This is a genomic window from Streptomyces sp. NPDC057249 (assembly GCF_042669245.1).
Lineage (GTDB): Bacteria > Actinomycetota > Actinomycetes > Streptomycetales > Streptomycetaceae > Streptomyces.
The window spans coordinates 84369-104540 of the sequence record NZ_JBHUXS010000023.1 but is presented as its reverse complement, the minus strand read 5'-3'; the positions used below and the strand labels follow the sequence as shown (position 1 = coordinate 104540).

Annotated in this window: 12 protein-coding genes; 7 read left to right on the top strand and 5 right to left on the bottom strand. The window is 73.3% G+C overall.

Annotated features, from left to right (window positions below):
- Positions 1-128 precede the first annotated feature (128 nt).
- Positions 129-602 carry an Lrp/AsnC family transcriptional regulator gene (locus tag ACFUJY_RS31395; protein WP_164398671.1) on the top strand — a complete coding sequence of 158 codons (474 nt, stop codon included), beginning with the start codon at positions 129-131 and terminating at the stop codon, positions 600-602.
- A 206-nt stretch (positions 603-808) separates the two neighbouring features.
- Complete coding sequence (locus ACFUJY_RS31390; RefSeq protein ID WP_383305877.1) at positions 809-1891, top strand: serine/threonine-protein kinase; 1083 nt, start codon at positions 809-811, stop codon at positions 1889-1891.
- On the opposite strand, the gene ACFUJY_RS31385 is transcribed toward ACFUJY_RS31390, so the two are convergent.
- Together ACFUJY_RS31385 and ACFUJY_RS31380 are read right to left on the bottom strand one after the other, a co-directional pair.
- A complete protein-coding gene (locus tag ACFUJY_RS31385) occupies positions 1892-2884 on the bottom strand; it encodes an aldo/keto reductase (RefSeq protein WP_383305840.1) in 993 nt (330 codons plus the stop codon). It abuts the gene before it with no gap.
- Positions 2881-3801: an aldo/keto reductase gene (locus ACFUJY_RS31380; protein WP_383305837.1), complete on the bottom strand. Its 921-nt coding sequence runs from the start codon at positions 3799-3801 to the stop codon at positions 2881-2883. Before ACFUJY_RS31380 ends, ACFUJY_RS31385 begins: the two co-directional genes overlap by 4 nt.
- Positions 3802-4042: 241 nt before the next feature.
- Between ACFUJY_RS31380 and ACFUJY_RS31375 the strand changes: the two genes are divergently transcribed.
- Entirely contained in the window at positions 4043-7525 is a 3483-nt protein-coding gene (locus ACFUJY_RS31375) for a M28 family peptidase (RefSeq protein ID WP_383305875.1), read from the top strand.
- A gap of 57 nt (positions 7526-7582) precedes the next feature.
- On the opposite strand, the gene ACFUJY_RS31370 is transcribed toward ACFUJY_RS31375, so the two are convergent.
- A complete protein-coding gene (locus ACFUJY_RS31370) occupies positions 7583-9016 on the bottom strand; it encodes a helix-turn-helix domain-containing protein (protein ID WP_383305872.1) in 1434 nt (477 codons plus the stop codon).
- 473 nt (positions 9017-9489) lie between these two features.
- Here ACFUJY_RS31370 and ACFUJY_RS31365 point away from each other — a divergent pair, with 473 nt between their 5' ends.
- Entirely contained in the window at positions 9490-11673 is a 2184-nt protein-coding gene (locus tag ACFUJY_RS31365; RefSeq protein ID WP_383305835.1) for a discoidin domain-containing protein, read from the top strand.
- A gap of 78 nt (positions 11674-11751) precedes the next feature.
- Here ACFUJY_RS31365 and ACFUJY_RS31360 read toward each other — a convergent pair whose 3' ends face one another.
- Entirely contained in the window at positions 11752-14352 is a 2601-nt protein-coding gene (locus ACFUJY_RS31360) for a SpoIIE family protein phosphatase (protein WP_383305870.1), read from the bottom strand.
- A gap of 343 nt (positions 14353-14695) precedes the next feature.
- Here ACFUJY_RS31360 and ACFUJY_RS31355 point away from each other — a divergent pair, with 343 nt between their 5' ends.
- The 3 genes from ACFUJY_RS31355 to ACFUJY_RS31345 all read left to right on the top strand — a co-directional run bounded on the left by ACFUJY_RS31355 (position 14696) and on the right by ACFUJY_RS31345 (position 17549).
- The gene (locus ACFUJY_RS31355) at positions 14696-15181 is read left to right on the top strand and encodes a potassium channel family protein (protein WP_383305833.1); all 486 of its coding nucleotides are present in this window, start codon (positions 14696-14698) and stop codon (positions 15179-15181) included.
- 177 nt (positions 15182-15358) lie between these two features.
- The gene (locus ACFUJY_RS31350) at positions 15359-16678 is read left to right on the top strand and encodes a geranylgeranyl reductase family protein (RefSeq protein ID WP_383305831.1); all 1320 of its coding nucleotides are present in this window, start codon (positions 15359-15361) and stop codon (positions 16676-16678) included.
- A 67-nt stretch (positions 16679-16745) separates the two neighbouring features.
- A complete protein-coding gene (locus ACFUJY_RS31345; RefSeq protein ID WP_383305829.1) occupies positions 16746-17549 on the top strand; it encodes a thioesterase II family protein in 804 nt (267 codons plus the stop codon).
- 91 nt (positions 17550-17640) lie between these two features.
- Here the strand turns inward: ACFUJY_RS31345 and ACFUJY_RS31340 are convergent, their stop codons facing one another.
- A complete protein-coding gene (locus tag ACFUJY_RS31340) occupies positions 17641-20148 on the bottom strand; it encodes a SpoIIE family protein phosphatase (protein ID WP_383305827.1) in 2508 nt (835 codons plus the stop codon).
- Positions 20149-20172: the final 24 nt, after the last annotated feature.

Sequence of the window (20172 nt, the reverse complement as noted above, 5' to 3'; positions counted from 1 at the left end):
CTGCCCGCGCCACACACCCGCGCAGGGGGCACATCCGGCCGGGACGGTGCCGCGCGGCCCGCCGCGGACGAACGCCGTTGGTACAGTCGCTGGCCCCCGAAGGACGCACCGAAAGAGGCCGGCGAAGCATGGCGGTGGACGCGCTCGACACCCGTATCCTGCGGCTGCTCATCGAGCAGCCGCAGACGAGCGTGCGCGAGTACGCACGCATCCTGTCCATCGCCCGGGGCACCCTCCAGGCGCGGATCGACCGGCTGGAGCGCGACGGCGTGATCACCGGGAGCGGCCCCTTCCTCTCCCCCGCCGCCCTCGGCCACCCCGTCCTCGCCTTCGTGCACCTGGAGGTCACCCAGGGCCACCTGGACGAGGTGGGCGACGCGCTCGCCGCCGTGCCCGAGATCATCGAGGCTTTCTCGACCACGGGCGGCGGCGACCTGCTGACCAGGGTGGTCGCCCGGGACAACGGGCACCTGGAGGACGTCATCCAGCGGCTCATCCGGCTGCCCGGCGTGGTCAGGACCCGGACCGAGGTCGCGTTGCGCGAACGCGTGCCGCACCGGCTGCTCCCCCTGGTCGAATCGCTGGGCGGGGCCGCGCGTTGAGGAGGTCCGGTCGTACGGGGTCCGCACGCCGGATATCCTGATCTTGTCGCGCTCCCCCACCCCGCTCTCGCCCCGGCGAGGCCGTCGCCGCGGCAGTCGAAGCGGTCCTCGGTCCGGGCCGTGCGAGCCCGAGCTATCGAGATTGGTGTGCACAGGTGCTGGTTGCTGGTCGGTACCGGTTGATATCCGCCATCGGCCGGGGCGGGATGGGTGAGGTCTGGCGGGCCACCGACGAAGTCCTCGGCCGCGCCGTCGCCGTGAAGCTGCTCCTCGGGGAACACGCCGACGAGTCGGCCACCGCGCGGTTCCGCCTGGAGGCCCAGACCGCCGCCCGTCTGAGCCACCCTCATCTGGTGGCCGTCTTCGACTTCGGGGCCTGGGAGAACCGGCTCTTCCTCGTGATGGAGCTGGTCGAGGGGCGGAGCCTGGCGGATCTGCTGCTGGCCCAGGAACGGCTGGGCCCCGAGCAGGCCGCCCGCATCGCCGGGCAGGCCGCCGCCGGGCTGGCCGCCGCGCACCGCCAGGGCATCGTCCACCGCGACATCAAGCCCGGGAACCTCATGCTGGACGGCGAAGGCACCGTCAAGATCGGGGACTTCGGCATCGCGCAGTTCGTGGACGACCCGTCCGCCGCGCTGACGACGACGGGCCACATCGTCGGCACGAGTCTCTACCTCGCCCCGGAGCGGGCGCTCGGCCGCACCGCCGACGCCGCGTCCGACATGTACTCGCTCGGCTGCGTCGTCTACCAGCTGCTGCTCGGTGAGCCGCCGTTCCGTTCGGACACCGCGACGGCCACCCTGTACCAGCACGTGGACACGCCTCCGGTGCCGCTGCGCCGGCGTGGCGTGGACGTCCCCGCCGCCTTCGACACGTACCTGCTCGGCCTGCTCGCCAAGCAGCCGGAGGACCGGCCCACCGCGCAGCAGGTCGCCGACTGGTTCCACGGCGACGCCTGGCGGGGCCGCCCGGAACCACTGCCGCCGCACCAGCCTGCGCCGGAGCGGGCCCCCGCCCCCGCGCACTTCCCCGCCGCACCCGCCCCGCTGCCGGCGACGGACTCCGGTGCGCCGACGACGTACCGGCTGCCGCAGGCGCCGGCGGGACACGGGACCGTGCACGGACAGGGCGGGCACGGTCGGCGTGCGGCGGCCAGGACCGGGAAGGGCCGGCGCCGGACCGCCGGCGAGGCGATCCGGCGCCGGCCCAGGGTGGCCAGTGCCATCGCGGGCGCGATCGCCTTTCTGGCGGCCGTGTTCCTGGGGATGAGCCTGTTCTCCGGGCGGTGACTACCAGCGGTCGTGGACCGTCGCGCGGAACCTCCGGTCGTAGAGGTCGCGCACCGCGTCCAGCGTGCTCTGCGGGAGCGGGGCGAGCGCGGCGGCGGACGCGTTGGCCCGTGCCTGCTCCGTGGAGCGCGCGCCGGGGATGACGCTGGTGACGCCCGGCTGCTGGATGATCCAGCGCAGCGCCGTCTGTGCCGGGGTCGCGCCCTCGGGGGCCAGCCCGGCGAACTCGGCGGCGGCCGCCACGCCCGTGCCGTAGTCGACGCCGGAGAAGGTCTCGCCCTGGTCGAACGCCTCGCCGTGCCGGTTGTAGGTGCGGTGGTCCTCGGGGGCGAAGACGGTGTCCGCGGTGTACTTGCCCGAGAGCAGCCCGGAGGCCAGCGGCACCCGGGCGATGATGCCCACCCCTGCCGCCCGCGCCGCCGGCAGGACCTCGTCCAGCGGCTTGAGGCGGAACGGGTTCAGGATGATCTGGACGCTCGACACCCCCGGGCGGGCGATGGCCGCCAGGGCCTCCGCGCACGTCTCGACGCTGACCGCGTAGGCCGCGATCCGCTGCTCGGCGACGAGCGTGTCCAGCGCGTCGTACACCTCGTCGGAGGAGTAGACGGCGGTGGGCGGACAGTGCAGCTGCACGAGGTCGAGGGTGTCGACGCCCAGGTTGGCGCGGGAACGGTCGTTCCAGGCGCGGAAGTTCTCCAGGGTGTAGTTCTCCGGCAGCTGGTCGACGCGGCGGCCCATCTTCGTCGCCACGAAGACTCCGGCGTCGGGCCGTTCCTTCAGATAGCGGCCGATGAGCTGTTCGCTGCGGCCGTCCCCGTAGACGTCCGCCGTGTCGAAGAAGGTGACCCCCGCTTCGACGGCCGCGTCGAGCACCCCGAGGGCGTCCTCCTCGCGGACCTCGCCCCAGTCCCCGCCGAGTTGCCAGGTGCCCAGTCCGACGACCGACACGTTCCGTCCGGTCCTGCCCAGTTCGCGCTGTTCCATGGGGATCATGCTACGTCCGCCCCGGCGGCCTGCCCGAGCGCGGTGAGGCGCGCCATCTCCTCGCCGGTCAGCCGCAGGGCGCCCGCCGCCACATTGGCCTCCAGGTGGGCGGGGTCGCCGGTGCCCGGGATGGCCAGGACGTGCGGACCCTGCTGGAGCGTCCACGCCAGCCGGACCTGGGCGGGCGAGACGTCCCGGGCGCGGGCCACGTCGAGCAGCGCCTCGTGCTCGGCGACGGCCCCGGACTCGCGGCCGGCGCCCGCGATGGCGTAGAAGGGGACGAAGGCGATGCCCCGTTCACCGCACATGCGCAGGACCTCCTGGGAGTCCGCGCGCCGCTCGCCGATGCCGTAGCGGTTCTGCACGCAGACGACGGGCGCGATGGCCTGGGCCTCGGTTATCTGCTCCGGCCAGACGTTGGAGAGGCCCAGGTGGCGGATGAGCCCTTCCTCGCGCAGTTCGGCCAGGGCGCCGAAGAGGTCGGAGACGGGGCGGTTGCCGTTCATCCGGAGGTTCACCACGTCGAGGTGGTCGCGGCCGAGCTGGCGGATGTTCTCCTGGACCTGGCCGCGCAGCTGCTCGGGGCGGGCCCAGTCGAGCCAGTCGCCGGAGGGGCCGCGGCCCGGGCCCACCTTGGTGGTGATGACCAGGTCGTCCGGGTAGGGGCCGAGCGCCCGGTTGATCAGCTCGTTGGCCGAGCGCAGGGGCGAGAAGTAGAAGGCCGCCGTGTCGATGTGGTTCACGCCCAGCTCGACGGCGCGGCGCAGCACCGCGACGGCCCGGTCGCGGTCGTGCGGGGTGCGCTCGTCGCTGAACGCCCGGCCGTTCTGGGTCAGCCGCATGGCGCCGAAGCCCATCCGGTTGACGGTCAGATCACCGAGCCGCCAGGTGCCGGCGGCCGCTGCGCTGAGGGAGTGTGAGGTCAAGGCGGGTGCCTTCCTTGTGGTCGATGCGTGGAGAAGGGGCACCTGAAGGGATAACTTCCGTCTCCCCGCCTGTCCATCCACTTTTTTCGCGGGTGCTTCCTGCGGCACCTCCGCCCTACTTGACGAGACTTGCCAACTCCCTCGCGGGCGCCCGCAGTTCGTTGACGGGGTCATGACCACATGTGAGTGTTCGGTCGCTCGATCACGGACCCCATGAGGAGCCTCGATGAAACGCAGACCGATGACGGCCGGGACGACCCTGGCCGTCCTCGCCGGAATGCTGGTCGCCGTCAGCGGCCCGTCCGCCTCGGCGGACCCCGCCCCGCCGCCCGCCCCCAAGGCGCTCACCACCGCTGTCTCGGCCGCCGACAAGGCCGCTGCCAGCGGGCTCGACACCCTGGCCAAGGGGCCTGACGAGCGCTACGAGCGCCGGATGGTCACCCCGTGGATCAACGGCCTCTACTCCGTCGCGTACGAGCGCACCTACCGCGGCCTGCCCGTCGTCGGCGGGGACGCCGTCGTGGTGGCCGACTCCAAGGGGCGGGTGCGCGGTTCGCAGTCGGCGGTCTCGCGGCGCATCAACGTGCCCACCACCGCGACCGTCTCCGCGAAGGCCGCCGAGGCCACCTCCCGCAAGCAGCTGCGCACGGTGGACGAGGTCGAGAGCCACCGGCTCGTCGTCCGGGCCACCGGCAAGCGTTCCCGGCTGGCCTGGGAGACCGTGCTCACCGGCCGGACCGCGAAGGCGCCCAGCCGGCTGCACGTGTTCGTGGACGCGGGCACCGGCGCGGTCCTCGACAGCTACGACGACGTCCGGGCCGGCACCGGCAACAGCCAGTGGAACGGGCCGAATCCGCTCACCATCGACACCACCTCGTCCGGCAGCGGTTACTCGCTGCGCGACCCGAGTCGCACCGGCCTCAGCTGCGCCGACTACAGCACCGGGAGCGTCTTCACCAAGTCCACCGACTCCTGGGGCAACGGCAGCGCGTCCAGCAAGGAGACCGGCTGCGTCGACGTGATGTGGGCGGCCCAGCACGAATGGGACATGCTGCGCGACTGGCTCGGGCGCAACGGCCACGACGGCAACGGCCGCAGCTGGCCGGTCAAGGTGGGCCTCAACGACGTCAACGCCTACTGGGACGGCTCCACGGTCTCCATCGGCCACAACCAGGCCAACCAGTGGATCGGCGCCATGGACGTCGTGGCCCACGAGTTCGGCCACGGCATCGACCAGTACACCCCGGGCGGCGCCAATCACGAGTCGGGGCTCGGCGAGGCCACCGGCGACATCATGGGCGCGCTGACCGAGGCGTACACCAACGAGCCGGCCCCGTACGACGACCCGGACTACACCGTCGGCGAGAAGATCAACCTCGTCGGCAACGGACCGATCCGGGTCATGTACAACCCCGGCCAGACCGGCGACCCGAACTGCTACAGCTCCTCCATACCCAACACCGAGGAGCACGCGGCGGCCGGGCCCCTCAACCACTGGTTCTATCTGCTCGCCGAGGGCTCCAACCCCGGCGGCGGCAAGCCCTCCAGCCCCACCTGCAACAACTCCACGGTCACCGGTGTCGGCATCCAGGACGCCGGCAAGGTGTTCTACGGCGGCATGCTCCTCAAGACCAGCGGCATGACGTACAAGCGCTACCGGACGGCCACCCTGACCGCCGCGAAGAACCTCGACACCACCTGCACCCTGTACAACCGCACGAAGGCGGCGTGGGACGCGATCAGCATCCCCGCGCAGAGCGGTGACCCCAGTTGCTCGCCGAGCGGCAACAACGACTTCTCGCTGTCCCTGGACCCGGCGTCCGGCTCGGTGAAGCCCGGCAGCTCGGTGACGGCCACCGTGCGTACGACGGTCACCTCCGGCAGCGCCCAGACGGTGAGCCTGTCCGCGAGCGGCCTGCCCAGCGGGGTGACCGCCTCCTTCAGCCCGGCCTCGGTGCAGTCCGGCGGTACCTCCGCCATGACCGTCACGACGACGTCGGCCGCCGCCCCCGGCTCCTACACCTTCACCGTGAAGGGTGACGGCACGCAGGACCACACCGCGCAGTACACCCTCACCGTCAACGACGGCGGCGGCACGCCCGGCGGCACCCCGCCCGACATCGACGTCGCCAAGGTGCAGGCCCACCTCACCCAGTTCAACACCATCGCCTCGCAGAACGGCGGCAACCGGCGGGCCGGGAGCAGCGGCTACAACGCCTCGCTCTCCTACGTGAAGGGCAAGCTCCAGGCGGCCGGCTACACCGTCACCGAGCAGACCTGCGCCACCTGCACCTACACCGGCAAGAACCTCATCGCCGACTGGCCCGGCGGGCCCGCCGACAGCACCGTGATGTTCGGCGCGCACCTGGACGGCGTGTCCGCCGGACCCGGGATCAACGACAACGGCTCCGGCTCCGCCACCCTGCTGGAGAACGCCCTCGCGCTCGCCCAGCAGAACCCCACCATGACCAAGCACGTCCGGTTCGCCTGGTGGAACGGTGAGGAACAGGGCCTCCAGGGTTCCAAGTACTACGTGAGCCAGCTGAGTTCGGCACAGCGCAGCGCCATCACCGCCTACTACAACTTCGACATGGTGGCCTCGGTCAACGGCGGCTACTTCATCAACAACCTCAACTCCGCCGCGTCGGCCCCGATGAAGGCCTACTGGGACTCCCTGGGGCTCGCCCCGGAGGAGAACGTGGAGGGCCAGGGCCGCTCCGACGACTACTCCTTCCAGCAGGCGGGCATCGCCACCTCCGGGTACGCCACCGGGGCCAGTGACACCAAGACGTCCGGGCAGGCGTCCAAGTGGGGCGGCACGGCGGGCCGTTCGTACGACCCGTGCTACCACTCGGCCTGCGACACCACCGCCAACATCAACGCCACCGCGTTGAACCGCAGCGCCGACGGGGTCGCGTACACGCTGTGGAAGTCCGCCGTGGGCTCCACCGCGCCGGACGACGACTTCTCCGTCTCGGTGAACCCGGTCTCGGGCAGCGTCCAGCCGGGCGACTCGGTCACCGCGACCGTGTCCACGGCCACCACCGGCGGCGACGCGCAGAGCGTGCGGCTGTCGGCGTCCGGCGCGCCGAGCGGTGTGACCGTCTCCTTCTCGCCCACGTCCGTGCAGTCGGGCTCGTCGGCCACCATGACGGTCTCGGCGAGCGCCCAGACCGCGGCGGGTACGTACACGCTCACCGTCACCGGAACCGGCACGGCCACCCACACCACCACCTACTCGCTGGTGGTCGGAGGCGGCGGCAACTGCCGGCCCCAGCAGGTCGTGGCCAACGGCGGGTTCGAGAGCGGGACCGCGCCGTGGACGCAGACCGACGGCGTGATCAACAACCGGACCTCCGAGAAGCCCGCGCACAGCGGCTCGTACCAGGCGTGGCTCGGCGGCTGGGGCAGCACCCACACCGACTACGTCACGCAGTCGGTGACCGTGCCGGCCGGCTGCTCGTCGTACCGGCTGTCGTTCTACCTGCGCACCGACACCGCCGAGACGCCCGACGGGAACGCGTACGACACGTTCACCGTGAAGCTGGGCTCCCGGACGCTGGCCACGTACTCGAACCTCGACGCGGCCGGCGGCTACGTCCTGCGGACCTTCGACGTCTCGTCGGCCGCCGGGCAGACGGTGACGCTGGGCTTCACCAGTAAGGAGGACGCCTACTTGCAGACCAGCTTCGTCGTGGACGACGTGGCCCTCGACGTGAGCTGACCACCGAGGGCGTGTGTACGGGGGCGGGGCGTGGACCACACGCCCCGCCCCTGTGCGTCAGCGGACGACGGCGGCCAGCCTGCGGACGAAGTCCTCGGTCTCCGCGCCCCCGTCGGAGCGGCCGGCCAGCCGCCCGTACAGCCCGCGCAACTCCTGGCCGAGCAGGGTCTCGGGGTGCACCTCGGTGCTGTCCAGGACCGGTCCGGCCACCGCCGACGCGGCGGCCGGTTCGCCCGCGCAGACGTACGCGTCCGCCGTGCGGGCCAGGAACAGCCTGCGGGCCGAGTGCAGCCCCGGCGGCAGCAGCCGGATCGCGCTGCCGGCCGCGTCCAGGGCGCGCAGCGCGTACCGGCGCTCCCCCGTCGCGGCGGCGAGGTCGCGCAGGGCGCCCGCCGCGCCGGACTCCACCCGCAGGCGCACGGAGGCGACGGAGAGCCAGGGCGCCTCGGCCTCGTCCCGCTCACCGGCCAGGTCCATCTGCGACCAGGCCCGGGCGATGTGGTGCAGGGTGCGGTCGGCGTCGCCGCGCACCGCGTGGCCGCGCGCCTGGTACAGGTCGCTCATGGCCCCCGCCCAGTGGCGGCCCGCCGCTGCCGGGCGGATGGCCTCGCCGTATGCGAGCGCGGAGGGGCCGTCGCCCTCCAGCCGGGCCAGGGTGCTCATGTCGCTGAGCGCCGCGACCCGGACGCCGACGTGGCCGGACATGGCCGCCCACACCAGGGAGCGGTCCAGCCAGGCCATCGCCGTGCCGTTGCGGCCCCACAGGAGCCTGAGGCAGCCGGCCGACTGTGCGTACTCGGCGGCCAGCGGGGCGAGTTGGCGCTGGTACGGGGCGGCCGGGAGGGACATCCAGCGGAGCATCGCGTGCAGGGTGCGCTCGACCACGGCGGTCGCTCCGGGCCAGGCCCGTTCCTCGTCGGCGCGCAGGCAGACGGCGAGCAGCGCGGTCAGGGCGTGCACCGTGTCGGTGTCCAGGGCCGGGTGGCCGGCGGTTTCCGGCCCCGGAGCGCAGAACCGCGCGTGCAGGGCGACGACGTCGGCTAGCGCCGGGACCGCGCAGCCGTCGCGCCCGTGCAGCGGGCAGACCAGGCCGTACGCCGGCAGCCGTCCGGGCAGGACGGTTCCCGGGGGCAGCATCGCCGGGAGTTCCCCGCCGATGGGCTCGCCGGGCAGCGGGTGCTGCCGGACCGGGTCGGGCAGGGGCCCGGGCGCAACCGGGAGCACTTCCGTCCGCTCCCCCGCCTCGGCCTCCTCGCAGGCGGCGACGAGGTCCCCGTCGGCCCTCAGCAGCTGGTCCAGGCGGCGGGCCAGCGGGAGCGGGGCGCGGCGGCTGCCGTGTTCGAGTTTGCTGATGGCGGTGTGGTCGTAGCCGACCCGGGCGCCCACCTGGGCCTGGGTGAGACCGGCCCGCCTGCGCCACCGGCGCAGCCGGGTGCCGAACGCCCGCCATGCCGGGACAGTCCGGGCGTCCGCGGGCGCGGGGCCCGTCATCTCGGTCACCCCTGGCCTCGTCGCGCCTGGTCAGGGGTGCTTCTCGCACCACACTCACGGCTCATGCCCCGGAGGATAGCGAGGGGCCGGGGCCGCTGTCCCCGGGGCGGCGACAACATGTCCGGTAACAGGCGCGGCCGTTGGCTGCGGAGGGGTCCGCGCGTCGGGCGCGCCCGGCGCGTGATTGCGGTGGCAACGACCCGCAGGACCGCACTCACTCCCCGTACGCGCCCCGTCATCACCTGAACCGACGGCGCGTCAGCCCGCGGGCTCCGGTACCCGCGAGATGGCCGCAAGGCGGACACTCGTGAGCTTTCCGTCGTCAACTGTTGTTCCCAAGGTCACGCCAACAAGCTTTTGCGGCACACCTATTGACGCGTCGGGAGCCAGGGTGAAGTATCCCCATCGGCCGGAGAGAGCGCTCTCCGGCTTCGTGTCGTGCACCCGTTCCGCGACTCAGGAGACAAGCCCCCATGTATGGACCCCCCTCGCTCCGCAGACCCGCACCCTCGACCGGAAGGAGACGCACGGGCGTCCTGGCCGCCGTCGCCGGTCTCGTCGTCTCGCTCCTCGCCTTCGTGCCGTCCACCGCGGCCGGCGCGGCCCCATCCCTGCTCTCGCAGGGCAAGACGGTGACCACGTCCAGCCAGGAGAACGCCGGCACCCCCGCCACCGCCGCCGTCGACGGTGACAACGGCACCCGCTGGTCGAGCGCGTTCTCCGACCCGCAGTGGATCAAGGTCGACCTGGGCACCTCCGCCTCGGTCAGCCAGATCGCGCTGAGGTGGGAGGCCGCCTACGCCAAGAGCTACAAGATCGAGTTCTCCACGGACAACAACACGTGGAACACCGCCTACTCGACCACCACGGGCCCCGGCGGCAACGAGACGCTGAACGTCTCGGGCACCGCCCGCTACGTGCGGCTGACCGGCACCACCCGCGCCACCGGGTACGGCTACTCGCTCTGGGAGTTCCAGGTGTTCGGCACCACCGGCGGTGACGGGGGTCCCCAGCTCCCGGGCGGCGGTGACCTCGGCCCGAACGTCCTGGTGTTCGACCCGTCGACGCCCGGCATCCAGGCCAAGGTCGACGAGGTCTTCAAGAAGCAGGAGTCGGCCCAGTTCGGTGACGGCCGCTACGCGCTGCTGTTCAAGCCGGGCACGTACAACAACATCAACGCGCAGATCGGCTTCTACACCTCGATCGCCGGTCTCGGCCTGAAGCCGGACGACACCACGTTCAACGGTGACGTCACCGTGGACGCGGGCTGGTTCAACGGCAACGCCACACAGAACTTCTGGCGTTCGGCGGAGAACCTGGCACTGAACCCGGTCAACGGCACCGACCGCTGGGCCGTGTCCCAGGCCGCACCGTTCCGCCGGATGCACGTCAAGGGCGGCCTCAACCTCGCCCCGAACGGCTACGGCTGGGCGAGCGGCGGCTACATCGCCGACAGCAAGATCGACGGCCAGGTCGGCCCGTACTCGCAGCAGCAGTGGTACACCCGCGACAGCTCCATCGGCAGCTGGGGCAACGGCGTCTGGAACATGACCTTCTCCGGCGTCGAGGGCGCACCCGCCCAGAGCTTCCCCAACCCCCCGTACACCACCCTCCAGAACACCCCGGTCTCCCGCGAGAAGCCGTTCCTCTACCTGGACGGCGACGCCTACAAGGTGTTCGTCCCCGCCAAGCGCACCAACGCACGCGGCGTCTCCTGGAGCGGTACCCCGCAGGGCGAGTCGATCCCGCTGAGCCAGTTCTACGTGGTCAAGCCGGGGGCCACCGCCGCCACCATCAACGCGGCCGTCCAGCAGGGCCTGCACCTGCTGTTCACACCCGGCATCTACCACGTGAACCAGACGATCGACATCGACCGCGCCAACACGGTCGTGCTGGGCCTCGGCCTCGCCACGATCATCCCGGACAACGGGGTCACCGCCCTCAAGGTCGGTGACGTGGACGGCGTCAAGCTGGCCGGTCTCCTCGTGGACGCCGGACCGCAGAACTCCCAGGTCCTCGTACAGGTCGGCCCCGAGGGCGCGTCCGCGAGCCACGCGGCCAACCCGACCAGCGTCCAGGACGTGTTCGTCCGGGTCGGCGGCGCGGGCGCCGGCAAGGCGACCACCGGCATGGTGATCAACAGCAACGACACCATCATCGACCACACCTGGCTCTGGCGCGCCGACCACGGCGAGGGCATCGGCTGGGAGACCAACCGCGCCGACTACGGCCTCCAGGTCAACGGCGACAACGTCCTGGCCACCGGACTCTTCGTCGAACACTTCAACAAGTACGACGTCCGCTGGTCGGGCGAGAACGGCAAGACGATCTTCTTCCAGAACGAGAAGGCCTACGACGCCCCCAACCAGGCAGCCGTCCAGAACGGTGACATCAAGGGCTACGCCGCCTACAAGGTCGACGACTCCGTCAACACCCACGAGGGCTGGGGACTCGGCAGCTACTGCTACTACAACGTCGACCCCAGCATCCGCCAGGACCACGGCTTCGAGGCCCCGGTCAAGGCCGGCGTGAAGTTCCACGACCTGCTCGTCGTCTCACTCGGCGGCCAGGGCCAGTACAACCACGTCATCAACAACACGGGCTCCCCGACCTCCGGAACCTCGACCGTACCGTCGAACGTGGTGTCGTTCCCCTGACGGGGACACGCAGGACATCCGGCACCTGAGGTGAACCGGCGCGGGGCCCGGCAGTGAGCCGGGCCCCGCGTCCGTCCCCTAGAACAAGCCGGCGGGCGGCGAGCCGCCGAGTGCCTGCTCGGACCAGATGACCTTGCCCCGGTCGGTGTACCTGGCTCCCCAGCGCTCCGCGAACTGGGCGACGAGGAAGAGGCCCCGGCCGCCCTCGTCCGTGGTCGTGGCGTAGCGCAGGTGCGGGGAGGTGCTGCTGCAGTCCGACACCTCGCAGGTCAGGGCCTTGTCGTACAGGAGCCGGACCGTGATGGGCTCGGAGCCGTAGCGGATGGCGTTGGTGACGAGCTCGCTCAGGATGAGCTCGGTGACGAAGCCCTCCTCGTCCAGGCCCCGGTCGGAGAGCCAGCGCATGGCCTGCTTGCGGATTCCGGCGACGGCGGCGGGGTCCGGGGGCACGTCCCACTGGACGCGCCGGGAGGGGTCCAGGGTGCGGGTCCGGGCGACCAGCAGGGCCACGTCGTCGCCGGGGCGGCTGGGCAGCATGGCCTCCAGCACGTCGTCGCAGGTCTCCTCGGGGGTGCGGTCGCGGTCGGCGAGCGAGCGGCGCAGCAGTTCCAGGCCGTCGTCGATGTCCCGGTCGCGGCGCTCCACCAGACCGTCCGTGTACAGGACGAGGCGACTGCCCTCGGGGACGTCCAGCTCGGTCATCTCGAAGGGCATGCCGCCGATTCCGAGGGGCAGCCCGGCCGGGATCTCCGGGAAGCTGACCGTGCCGTCGGGCAGCACGAGCGCGGGCCCGGGGTGGCCGGCCCTGGCGACGGTGCACCGGCCGGACACGGCGTCGTAGATCGCGTACAGGCAGGTGGCACCGGTGATCGCGCCGCCGCCGGACTCCTCGTCCTGGTCCATCCTGACCACCAGCTCGTCCAGGTGGCCGAGGAGTTCGTCGGGTGCCAGGTCGAGCGTGGAGAAGTTGAGGACCGTCGTGCGCAGCCGGCCCATGGTGGCCGCCGCGTGCAGCCCGTGCCCGACGACGTCGCCGACGACGAGGGCCACCCGGGCGCCGGAGAGCGGGATCACGTCGAACCAGTCGCCGCCCACACCCGCCTGCGCCGGCAGATAGCGGTAGGCGACGTCCAGGGCGTTCTGCTCGGGCAGGCCGCGCGGGAGGAGGCTGCGCTGGAGGGTGACCGCCATCTCGTGCTCGCGGGTGTAGCGGCGGGCGTTGTCGACGCTGACCGCGGCGCGGGCCACCAGTTCCTCGGCAAAGGAGAGGTCGTCCAGGTCGAACGGCTCCTCGTTCTGCGCGCGCCAGAAGTTGGCGATGCCCAGGATGACGCCGCGGGCCCGCAGCGGGACCGAGAGCAGTGAGTGGTAGCCGTGGCGCAGGAGGCGGTCGGCCAGGTCCGGTTCGGCCTCCCGCCACTGCCGGGAGGTGGCCAGGTCGGAGACGATCCAGGTGTGCCCGGCGGCGGAGCCCAGGCCCTCGGCGGTGGTCGGCCGGTAGCCGACGACGTTCCCGGCGGGAAGGAGCGGGTGGTCCTCGGTGGCGGTGCGGACGGCGGTGCGACGCAGCTCCAGGGTGTCGCCCGTGGGCGGTCTCGGCTCCCCGCCGCGCAGGACGGCGTCGGCCAGATCGACCGTCACGCAGTCCGCGAATCCGGGGGCGGCGACGTCCGCGAGTTCCTGGGCGGTGGTGGTGACGTCGAGGGTGGTCCCGATCAGGGCGCCCGCCCGGTACAGGAGCGTCAGCTGTTCCCGTACGGTCTCGGCCCGGCCGGTGAGGGCCCGGAGTTCGGTGGTGTCACGGAGGGTGGCGACCATGCCGGGCTGGCCGCCGCGCTCCTCCGTGGGGCGGAGGTTGACGGCGAGCAGCCGGTCCCCGGCGGGCCGCAGCTCGTCCGTGGCGACCTGCCCGGAGGCCAGCAGCTCCGCGGTGCCGGACGCCAGCCCGAGATCGGTCACCGCGCGGCCCTCGGCGTCCGCCGGGAGATCGAGCAGCCGCCGGGCCTCGTCGTTGGCGAGCAGCAGCCGGTGGTCGGCGCCGATGATGAGGACGCCCTCGCGCACGGCGTGCAGCACGGCGTCGTGGTGTTCGTACATCCGGGTCATCTCGGCCGGGCCGAGGCCGCGCGTCTGGCGGCTGAGCCGGCGGCTGACCAGGGCGGCGCCCACGGTGGTCAGGGCGAGGGCGGCGACCCCGGCGCCGACGGTGAGCGGGATGCTGGGGTACGCCAGCCTGTTCACGGCCTCGGCCTTGATGCCCACCGCGACCAGCCCGGCGACCGTTCCGTCCCGCCGCGGGACGGGGACCGCCGAGACGACGGCCTTGCCCCGGCTGGCGGAGACGGTCCGGGTGACCGGCTCGCCGTCCAGGGCGTCCTTGTAGGGGCCGGGGATCTCCTTGCCGATGAGCGCGATGTCGGGGTGGGTGTAGCGGATGCCGTTGGTGCCGGCCGCGATGACGAATTCGACGCCGGTGCTCTTCCGGATATCCTCGGCGCGCGGCTGGAGGACGGCCGTGGGGTCCTTGCTGTCGAGCGCCGCCGCCACGCCCGGGGCGTGCGCGAAGGTCTCCGCGACGCTGCGCGACTGGGCCCGCGCCGCGCTCATGCTGTCGCGCCGGCCCTGGACGACGAGGGCGACGACGGCAGCGGCGTCGAGCAGGACGACGATGCCGAGCATGAGGACGAAGAACTGCCCGGCGACGGTCCGGACGCTGAACAGGGAGCGCAGACCGCGCCCCGGTGAGGTCCGCCCGGACGGCGGCTCGGAGGGCGCGGGCGCGTGACCGCCCGGGCGGCCGCCCTCGTGTCGCTGCGGACGCCAGGCGGAGCGGTGAAACCTCGCCCGGAATCGACCTGTGCCACCCACATATCCAGGTTTAACACGGATCGTCGTAGGGCGATCGGCGTGCGGGACCGGTCCGCGTGGACCGGCGGGCCGGGCCGGGCGCGATCGGGTGACGCGCGGGCGACGGGCGCGTGCCCGGGCGCCGGGGCCGCCGCCGTCGCCCGATGATCCGGAAATGGTGCCTGTATTCCTGACCAAGGCGGTCGAGCTGCTGCTCGGCCGGGAGAACCGCTCACTGCATCTCAAGGCGGCGGGCTGGGCGACGGTGCTGCTCGCCCTGACCGTGCTGGCCGGCTCCTGGCTGGTGGTCCTGGCCGAGCGGCACGCGCCGGACGCCACGATCACCTCGTACCCGCGGGGGCTGTGGTGGTCGGTGGAGACCGCGACGACCGTCGGTTACGGGGATCTCTTCCCGGTGACGCTGTGGGGGCGGATCGTCGCCGTCGTCGTGATGGGTGTCGGCATCACGACGTACGGGATGGTCACGGCGGCGCTCGCGACCTGGTTCGTCGGGCACGAGCAGCGGCGCCGTCACCGGTTGGCCGCCGAGGCCGAGCACGCCGCGCGCCGGATGCGCGACGACACCGAGCGCCTGCTGCACGAGCGCTTCGACCGCATCGAGCGGCTGCTCGCCGATGCCGGGCGCAGGCCGCCGGGCTGAACGGCGGGACGTCGCGGCCGACGGGACAGCCCTCGGGTCACCCTGCCGTGTATGAACGGCCCGGTACCGGGCACCGGCACTTTCGATCACCCTCCCCGGGGCCCGGGAAACCGGCAGGATGGCGGTGTACAGGGTCGTCGTCCCCGGGCGGCGGCGCCGGACCGAGGAGGGAGCCCCATGCGGGAGACGCGTGCCGAGCAGTCGCCGGACGAGGAGACCGCTCACGACGCGGCCGAGGAGGCGCAGGTCATCGTGGTCGGTGCGGGCCCGGCCGGTTCGTCCGCCGCGTACCACCTCGCGAGGGCCGGGGTCGATGTACTGCTCCTGGAGAAGTCCCGCTTCCCCCGCGAGAAGGTGTGCGGGGACGGCCTCACCCCGCGCGCGGTGCACCAGCTGATCCGCATGGGCGTCGACATCCAGGCCCCCGGCTGGACCCGGTCGCGCGGGATGCGCTGGGTGGCCGGTCCCCGGCAGGTGGAGATCGACTGGCCGGCGCTGGGCGGCTTCCCGGACTTCGGGCTCACCCGCAGCCGGCACGACTTCGACGACATCCTGGCCCGGCACGCCGTGGCGGCCGGAGCCCGGCTGCGTACCGGGGTGAAGGTGAGGGAACCGGTGACCGACCGGGCGGGCCGGATCACCGGGGTGACGGCGGTGTCCGAGGCGGGCACGGTGGTGCACCGGGCCCCGGTCGTGATCGCCGCCGACGGGGCCTCGGCGCGCATCGCCCTCGCCATGGGCCTCCAGCGGGACGCCAAGCGGCAGATCGCCACGGCCGCCCGGCGCTACTACCGCAGCCCGGAGCGCTCCCGGGAGGACTTCCTGGAGCTGTGGGCCGACCTCCGCTTCCCGAGGAACGACGCCTATCTGCCCGGGTACGGCTGGATCTTCCCGATGGGGGACGGCCGGGTCAACGTCGGCCTGGGCGCGCTCCCCCACCGCCGGCACGGCAGCGCGGACCTGCGGGCCACGCTGGACCGGTGGCTCGCCCGCACGCCCGAGGAGTGGGGGCTGCGCGAGGAGAACGCCGAGGGGCCGGTGCGGAGCGCCGCCCTGCCGCTGGGCTTCAACCGCCACCCGCTGTACACCCGGGGGCTCCTGCTCGTCGGTGACTCCGGGGGCATGGTCAGCCCGTGGAACGGCGAGGGCATCGGGCAGGCCCTGGAGGCGGGCGAGGTCGCCGCCGAGACGACGGCGCTCGCGCTGGCGCTGCCCACCGGGCCGCGGCGGGAACGGGCGCTGCGCCACTACCCGGCCGAGATGAACCGGCGCTGGGGCCGCTACTACCGGCTGGGCAACACGGCCGCCGATCTGATCTTCAGCCGGTCGGGCTTCCAGCCGGTGCTGAACCGGTACGTGATGGGCTCGCCCGCCCTGCTCAACACCCTGGCCCGGCTCCTCACCAATCTCACGGAGCATCCCTCGCGCGACGCGATCGACCATGTGCTGAACACGGCGGTCCGCCTGGTGCCCGCGCCGGGCGCCCGGCGCCGCTGATCCGGAACGTGTCCGCCGCCCGCCGGTGGACCCCCTGTACACCAGACGTGAGAACCGAAGGCGATCGATGCACGAGCAGAAGACCGAAGAGACCGGCCGAGGAGCGGGCGTGCGCCCGGAAGCCTGGCTGCGCCGCTACCACGCCACGGACGCCCGGGCCGAGCTGGTGTGCTTTCCGCACGCGGGCGGTGCGGCGGGGTTCTGGCGCCCGCTGTCCGACACCGTGCGGGACGCGCTGGACGTGCGCGCCGTGCAGTATCCGGGCCGGCAGGACCGCTACCGCGAGGAACCCCTCGACGATCTGCACCGGCTCGCCGACCTGATCGCGGAGGCCCTGTCGGCCGGGCCCGCCCCGGCCGGTCCGCGCGTCCTCCTCGGGCACAGCATGGGCGCCTCGCTCGCCCACGAGGTGGCGCTGCGGCTGTCCGGCGTACCGGGCCACGGGGCGGCGGCGCTGATGGTGTCCGGCCGGCGGGCGCCCTCGCGGCTCGGCTCCGGCGGGCCGGACACGGACGAGGCGCTGCTCGCGCGGGTCCGCGAGCTCGGCGGCACGGACCCGGCCGTGCTGGCCGATCCGGAACTCCTGGATGTGATCCTGCCGGCGCTGCGCGCCGACTACGCGGCCGTCGCGGGGTACGTGCCGGGCGGCGGTCTCCTGTCGTGCCCGGTCGTCGCCCTCACCGGGGACGGCGACCCGGAGGTGACGCCGGAGGACGTGGGGCCGTGGCGTGAGACGACCACCGGCCCGTTCGCGATGCGGGTCCTGCCGGGCGGGCACTTCTTCCTGAACGACCATCTGCCGGCGGTCGCGGAGCTGGCCGTGTCCCTGTCCGCCGCTCCGGCGCCCGTACGGGCGCCGCGCGGCGCCTGAGGGAGGCCGGGCGGCGGCTGAGGAAGGCGGCCGGGCGGCGGCTGGGCGAGGCCGGGCTACGGCTGAGGGAGGCGGACGGGCGGCGCCCCGCTCATCCGCCGTCCTGCCCGGTCCACCGGGCCGCGAGGAGCAGGGCGATGTCGTCGGGGCGGTCCGCGGCCTGGCGGGCGCGGCGGATGACGTGGTCGGCGGTGTCGGCGAGCGGGGCGGCGCCCAGGCCCGCGAGGGTGGAGCGCAGCCGCTCGATCCCGACGTCGATGTCCGTGCCCGCCTGTTCGACCAGGCCGTCGGTGTACAGGGCGAGCGCGGCACCGGGGTCGAGGTGCAGTTCGGTGACGGGGTAGGCGGCCTCGGCGTCGATGCCCAGGACGATGCCGCCGGGGAGCTCCATGACCTCGGCGGTGCCGTCGGGCCGGCGCAGGACGGGCTGGGGGTGCCCGGCGCGCACGGCGTGCGTCCGGCCGGTGGCGGGGTCCGTGACGATGTAGCAGCAGCTCGCGAACTGGCCGGTGTCCAGGTCGATGAGCAGGCGGTTGGTGCCGCCCATGACCTCCTGCGGGTCGTGGCCGCTGAGCGCGAAGGCCCGTACGGCGCTGCGGAGCTGGCCCATGGTCGCGGCGGCGGCCACGCCGTGCCCCTGCACGTCCCCGATGACGAGGGCGAGGCGGCCGTGGGTCTCGATCACGTCGTACCAGTCGCCGCCGACGTCCATGCCCTGGGTGCCGGCGAGGTAGCGGCCCTGGGTGTCGATGCCGCGGACGGCGGGCAGCCGGTGCGGCAGCAGCGCGTCCTGGAGGCCGCGGGCCAGGGCGGCCTCGGTGTCGTAGCGCTGGGCCCGCTGGAGGGCCTGGGCGATGAGGCCGGCCAGGGCGGTCAGGACCGTACGCTCCTCCGGGCTGAAGCCGCGCGGCTGGTCGAAGCCGAGGATGCAGGAGCCGACGAGCCGCCCGGAAGCGATGAGCGGGAGGAAGGCGCGGGCGCCGACGTCGGCGTCCATGGGAATGCCCGGGTAGGCGGCGGCCAGGCGCTGCATCGACTCGAAGAAGATGGGGCGGCCCGTGGTGAGCGTCTCCACGCCGGGGATGCGGGCGTCCAGGCCGACCGCGTCGAACCGGTCGAGGAAGCCCGGCGGGAAGCCGGTCTCCCACTCCAGGTAGAGGTGGCCCTCCTTGAGCAGGTAGATCGCCAGTTGCCGGCCGCCGAAGGCCGGGAGCAGCTCCTCGGTGACCACGCGGGAGACCTGCCGGGCGGTGACGGCCTCGGTGAGCGCGATGGCGAGGGCGACCGGCCGGTAGAGGGCGGCGGACCGGTCGGCCGGTGAGCCGAGCCCGAGTCCGGGCGTGACGACGGAGTCCGGGGCGTAGGCGGGCTTCTCGGCGGGCGTGAGGACGGCGGTCAGGCCGTCGTGCCCCGGGTACAGGGAGACGGAGAGCCAGGGGGGCGGGTCACGGCGGACGAGGAAGTGGACCGGGGCGTCGGAGATCATCGCGGCCCGGTAGTGGTCCTCGTAGGCCGGGTTCGCGAACCAGGGCAGTGCCTCCCAGAACACCCGGCCGACCAGCGCGGCACGGGGCCGGCCGAGCATGTCCTCGGCGAGCGGGTTGACGTAGGTGATCCGGCCGAAGCGGTCGAGCGAGAAGATGCCGCGCGGCAGCCGGTCGGCGGCCTCGGCGACGACCGGACCGATGCCCAGGTCCACCAGGAAGCCGGTCAGGTGCCCGGCGGGTCCCTCGTCGTCCTGCCTGCGGCCGGAGACCTCCAGCAGGTGGGAGCGCCCGTCCGGGCCGCGCAGCCGCATCCGGCGTACGACGGGGCCGCCGGAGTCCGCCGCCTGCCGGGCCAGCGCCCAGAGGCCGTAGACGTCCTCCGGTGCGAGCCGGGCGGCCAGGGCCCCGATGGTGCCGGGGAATCGCCCGGCTCCGGTGCCAAGGATCGCGGCCAGGTCGTCGTCCGCCTCGACGGCACCCGTGGCGAGGTTCCAGTCGAAGCGGCCGATGCGCACGGGCGGGGAGGTCCTGGCGGGCAGCTGGACGGGGAGCGGCTCGCCCTCCCACTCCGGCCGGATGCCCGCCTCCGCGAGGGTGGCCAGTTCGGCGCCCAGGCCGTGGGCGATGTGCTGGAGCCGGTCCCGGTCGGCGGCGGGGACCGGCTCGTCGCCGGTCGCGGCGCGCAGGACGACGAGGACGCCGACCGGTGCGCGGCGGCGCGGCACCGGCACGTACAGGGAGCCGAAGGGGAACGGCAGTCCGGCCATGAGCTGCGGGAAGCGCCGCATGGCGTCCTCCGCGTCGGCGAGGTAGACCGGGCTGCCGGTGCGGAACGCCTCGGCGACGGGGAACGGCCGGTTCACGTGCATCCGCCACCAGGGGCGGAACAGGGGGCCGGGCAGCCCGGCGAGGACGGCCAGCCGGAGCAGGCCGGGGGTGCGCGAGGGGAGGTAGACCCCGCCGGCCCGGCCGCCGACCGCCTCGATGGCGTTCACGACGGACTGGGCGAGCACCAGGGACAGGTCGTCCGGCGCCCGGCCGTCCTCCGGTCCTCCGGGCGGGCCGTCGCTCGGGCCGGACGGAAGCCGCCCGGCCGCGCCGTGCCAGGTCACACAGTCAGGATGCTCCCGGGCGGC

Bases quoted from the DNA above. Each gene is read 5' to 3' on its own strand.
- ACFUJY_RS31375 (WP_383305875.1), top strand. From the start codon at position 4,043: ATGACGGCCGGGACGACCCTGGCCGTCCTCGCCGGAATGCTGGTCGCC.
- ACFUJY_RS31350 (WP_383305831.1), top strand. From the start codon at position 15,359: ATGCGGGAGACGCGTGCCGAGCAGTCGCCGGACGAGGAGACCGCTCAC.
- ACFUJY_RS31390 (WP_383305877.1), top strand. From the start codon at position 809: ATGGGTGAGGTCTGGCGGGCCACCGACGAAGTCCTCGGCCGCGCCGTC.
- ACFUJY_RS31345 (WP_383305829.1), top strand. From the start codon at position 16,746: ATGCACGAGCAGAAGACCGAAGAGACCGGCCGAGGAGCGGGCGTGCGC.
- ACFUJY_RS31395 (WP_164398671.1), top strand. From the start codon at position 129: ATGGCGGTGGACGCGCTCGACACCCGTATCCTGCGGCTGCTCATCGAG.
- ACFUJY_RS31365 (WP_383305835.1), top strand. From the start codon at position 9,490: ATGTATGGACCCCCCTCGCTCCGCAGACCCGCACCCTCGACCGGAAGG.
- ACFUJY_RS31355 (WP_383305833.1), top strand. From the start codon at position 14,696: ATGGTGCCTGTATTCCTGACCAAGGCGGTCGAGCTGCTGCTCGGCCGG.
- ACFUJY_RS31360 (WP_383305870.1), bottom strand. From the start codon at position 14,352: ATGCTCGGCATCGTCGTCCTGCTCGACGCCGCTGCCGTCGTCGCCCTC.
- ACFUJY_RS31385 (WP_383305840.1), bottom strand. From the start codon at position 2,884: ATGATCCCCATGGAACAGCGCGAACTGGGCAGGACCGGACGGAACGTG.
- ACFUJY_RS31370 (WP_383305872.1), bottom strand. From the start codon at position 9,016: ATGACGGGCCCCGCGCCCGCGGACGCCCGGACTGTCCCGGCATGGCGG.